This window comes from Arhodomonas sp. KWT (genome assembly GCF_010993615.1).
The window spans coordinates 4,567-8,232 of the sequence record NZ_WNXE01000005.1 but is presented as its reverse complement, the minus strand read 5'-3'; the positions used below and the strand labels follow the sequence as shown (position 1 = coordinate 8,232).

Genomic DNA, 3,666 nt, shown 5'->3' with positions numbered 1-3,666 from the left:
CGGGTGAACGGGGCCGGGGCCCGCGCCACCAGCGGCCTGATGACCGCGGGTGCCGGGGTGGACCTGGCCGCCGATGGGGATATTCGCGTCGATACCGGCATCGACGCGGGCGACGGCATCGACGCGGTCTCCGGTGGCGACATCACCGTCGGTGGCTTCCTGCGCAGCGGCGGCGCCCAGGACCTGAAGGCGGCGGGCGAGATCACCTTCAACACCGCGGATGCCGGCGGCGACGTGGACCTGGACGCGGTGCTCGGACCGGTCCGGTTTGTCACCGTGGACAGCGGCGGTGCCGTCACCGGCACCAGCGGCGGCGATCTCACCGGCGAGCGCGTCTCGGCCGACGATGAGGTGCGGCTCGCCGCCGGTGTGCGCGACGGTGCCGTGACCCGGCCGGCGGACCTGCGCCTGACCCGCCTCGACGGCCGCACCGGGGAGCTGACCGCCTCCGACGAGCTGCGGGTCGACGATGCCCGTGTGGCTGACCGGCTGTGGCTGATGGCCCGGGATGTCGACGTCGGTGCCACCCAGACCGGTACCGGCGTCCTGGACGGCCGGATCACCGGCGCCCTCGGCGGCGTCGCCGATGTGGCACGGCTGACCCTCGATGCCGCGGCCGGCCGGGGCGCGGTGTTCGACCGTGTTTACGGCCGTCAGGTACGCATCGACACGACCACCGACCGGGTCCACATGATGGATGCCTGGATCCCGCAGTGGCTTCGGCTGAACACCGCCGAGGCGGCGGTGCTGGCGGACAACGTCGATCCCACGTCCGATCCGGCCATCGACATCCAGCTCCACGAGCTCGACTACCGTTTCGAGTTCGAGATCGACGGGACCGACGCCTTCACCGACGCCTACGTCACCCGCTTCGCCAACGGCTATGCCGTCGAGGTGCCGAACTACAACGCCGACCACAACCGTGGCGGCACGCGCACCGGCGGCACCGGGGCGGCACGGCGCACCGCGCAGAAGAGCATCGTTCGCGAGGCCTCCCGGGTGCTTTCGGTGCAGCCGCCGGTCACCCCGGGGCTGCCCGTGGAGCCGGTGAGCGTGGGTACGGGCGGCGCGGTATCGACCTCCGGCGGTCGCGCCGGGATGTTGCAGAACGATGGAGACCGCAATAGTGATGCGATTTGAAGCGCGGGTCTGCGGACTCGCTGCCGGCCTGAGCCAGGTCGCGGCGGCGGTCCTGCTCGCGGTGCCGGCCGTCGCCGGCGCCCAGCAGGCGGCGGATGCCCCGGAGCCCGGTGCGATCCAGGAGCAGCTCGATCGTGAGCGCCGCGACCTCGAGGCCGCCCAACAGCCCGGGGATGAGGGTCCGGTGCTGGATGTGCCCGAGATGCGTTCCGGAAAACTGCCGGAGACCGGCGAGCGGTTCACGCTCAAGGGCGTGCGCTTCACGGAGTCGACGGTGATCCCGGAGGAGCGCCTGCGCGCCATCGCCAGCGATTACGTCGGCCGCGAGGTCGGGTTCGACGACCTCAACGAGATGGTGGCCCGGATCAACCGCATCTACGATGAGCGCGGCCAGCTCACCGCGCGGGCCATGATCCCGCCCCAGCGGCTGGACGACGGCATCCTGCGCGTGACCATCGTCGAGGGCAGGCTCGGCAGTCTGCGTATCGAGGGCAACACCTATACGCACGAGGACTACATACGCTCGGTCATCCCGGTGGCCCCGGGGGAGTTTGTCGACGTCCCGGCGCTGCGCCAGCGGCTGCAGACGCTCAACCGTCTCTCCGGGCTGCGCTATTCCGCCGGCCTCGAGGCGGGGGAGGGCTTCGGCGAGAGCAACGTCCGCGTCGACGTTCGTGAGCCCCAGCGCTGGCGGGCACAGGTGTTCGCCAATACCAACGGCTCGGACTCTACCGGTCAGTACCAGGCCGGGACCTTTCTCGTCGTCAACGGCCCGCGCGGCGTGAGCGACCGGCTGGTGGTCTACGGCATCGGTGCCGAGGGCCTGGCAAGCGGGTATCTCGGCTACGAAATGCCGGTGACCGACTCCGGTGGCCGGCTCAATGTCTCGGCGACCTACACCCGGACCAAGATCGTCGGCGGTGGCTTCGAGCAGCTCGATATCACCGGCGATTCCAAGCAGGTCAGCGCCAGCTACATCGGCCCCTGGATGAACTGGGGGCAGACCGTGCTCGACTGGAATGCCCGGGCGTCGTGGCTCGACTCCGGTAGCGAGATCTCCGGCGGCACCCTCTCGGACACCAAGCTTTACCGTCTGGGCACTGGCGTGGTCCTCCGCGGCGTGGGCGCCAGCGGTGCGCGCTGGCGCGTCAGCCAGGAGCTGGTGGTCAACCGCTCGGACGTCTTTGGCGAGGAGACGCAGACCTACGCCACTTTCCCCGGCGAGGCCACCTACGCCCATCCCTTCACGCCGCGTATCAGTGGTCTGGTCAAGGGCAGCTGGCAGTATGCGATCAAGGATCAGTTCGCCTCGCCGTCCTACTACCAGGCCGGCGGGCAGTCCAGCGTGCGCGGCTACGACCGCGGCGTGCTCTCCGCGGCCCGGGGCGGCGCCGTGTCGGCGGAGGCCCACTGGCGGGTCCACCCCACCACGGACCTGTTCTACTTCGTCGACTACGGTTTCGTCGAGGGCCGCAGCCAGGACTTCGAGCAGCTGCGCAGCACCGGTGCGGGCGTCAGCGCGGGCACCGGCACCAACTGGAACGCCTCGCTCACGGTGGGCGTGCCGCTGCGCGACGTGACCCAGGACCAGGACAGCTACCGCATCCACGCGCAGCTCAGCTACAGCTTCGGTTCTTGAGTGACCGCCCGTCACCCCGATCAGCACAGCACAGGAGACCCCCAATGGCATCGCTGCTCTTCTATAGCGACATCGTCCCCCTCAACAGCGAGCGGCACGCGGACCTGCGCCTGCGCGACGCCGCCGGCGACTGCAGCTTCGCCCGCGATACCCACTTCGTGCCGGTTGCCGGGGTGGAGTTCTACCAGGTGGCCGCGGACTATCCGATCCTGTTCGCGGGGAGCGATGAGGACCCCTCACCGGTAGCCCTGCTCGGCCTGGAGAGTGGTCGCAACCTGTTCGTGGACAGCGAGGGGCACTGGCAGAGTGGCACCTACGTGCCCGCGTTCGTGCGGCGCTACCCGTTCGTCCTGGCCCGGGGCGAGGACGGTGAGGATGCCGACATGACCGTGTGCATCGACCAGGCCTACGGGGGTTTCAACCGCGAGGAGGGCACCGCGCTGTTCGAGGACGACGGCAGCCAGAGCGAGTTCCTGCAGCGCACTGTCGGCTTCCTGCAGCAGTACCTCGCCGACAGCGAGCGCACCCGGACCTTCGCGCGGCGGCTCAACGAGCTGGGGCTGCTCGTACGCCGGGACCTCCAGATCACCGACGCCGACGGCAACAGCCGCGCGATCCGGGATTTCCGCGTCGTCGACGAGGCGGCCCTGGACCAGCTGGACGACGCCACTGTGGCGGAACTCCACCGCGACGGCTCGCTGGGCTGGATCCACGCCCACATGGTCTCCCACGGCCAGCTCGAGCGCATGCCGGTGCGTCTGCGCACCGAGGCGGCGTGATTCCCCCCGCGGGTCATAGCACCGGCGGGTCCGTACCCGGTCCCGGCCGGCGGCATGCCCGCCGGGGCGCGCCCGTGCCGGGTATGGCCGCGTCCGTATCTCGGTGGG

3 protein-coding genes are annotated in these 3,666 nt (G+C 70.3%); all 3 read left to right on the top strand.

The genetic code is table 11. The features are described 5' to 3' along the window. A partial coding sequence (locus tag G7A99_RS02300; protein WP_205599697.1) for a hypothetical protein occupies positions 1-1,140 on the top strand: 1,140 nt, incomplete at its 5' end. Beyond that, on the top strand, positions 1,130-2,779 hold the full coding sequence (locus G7A99_RS02295; protein ID WP_240466070.1) for a ShlB/FhaC/HecB family hemolysin secretion/activation protein: 1,650 nt from the start codon (positions 1,130-1,132) through the stop codon (positions 2,777-2,779). The genes G7A99_RS02300 and G7A99_RS02295, both read left to right, overlap by 11 nt. A gap of 44 nt (positions 2,780-2,823) precedes the next feature. Continuing rightward, positions 2,824-3,558 (top strand): SapC family protein, encoded by a 735-nt coding sequence (locus tag G7A99_RS02290; RefSeq protein WP_163138759.1) that lies wholly within the window; start codon positions 2,824-2,826, stop codon positions 3,556-3,558. Positions 3,559-3,666 lie beyond the last annotated feature (108 nt).

Excerpts from the sequence above, each read along its gene's own strand:
- G7A99_RS02290 (WP_163138759.1), top strand. The coding sequence starts at position 2,824 with ATGGCATCGCTGCTCTTCTATAGCGACATCGTCCCCCTCAACAGCGAG.
- G7A99_RS02295 (WP_240466070.1), top strand. The coding sequence starts at position 1,130 with ATGCGATTTGAAGCGCGGGTCTGCGGACTCGCTGCCGGCCTGAGCCAG.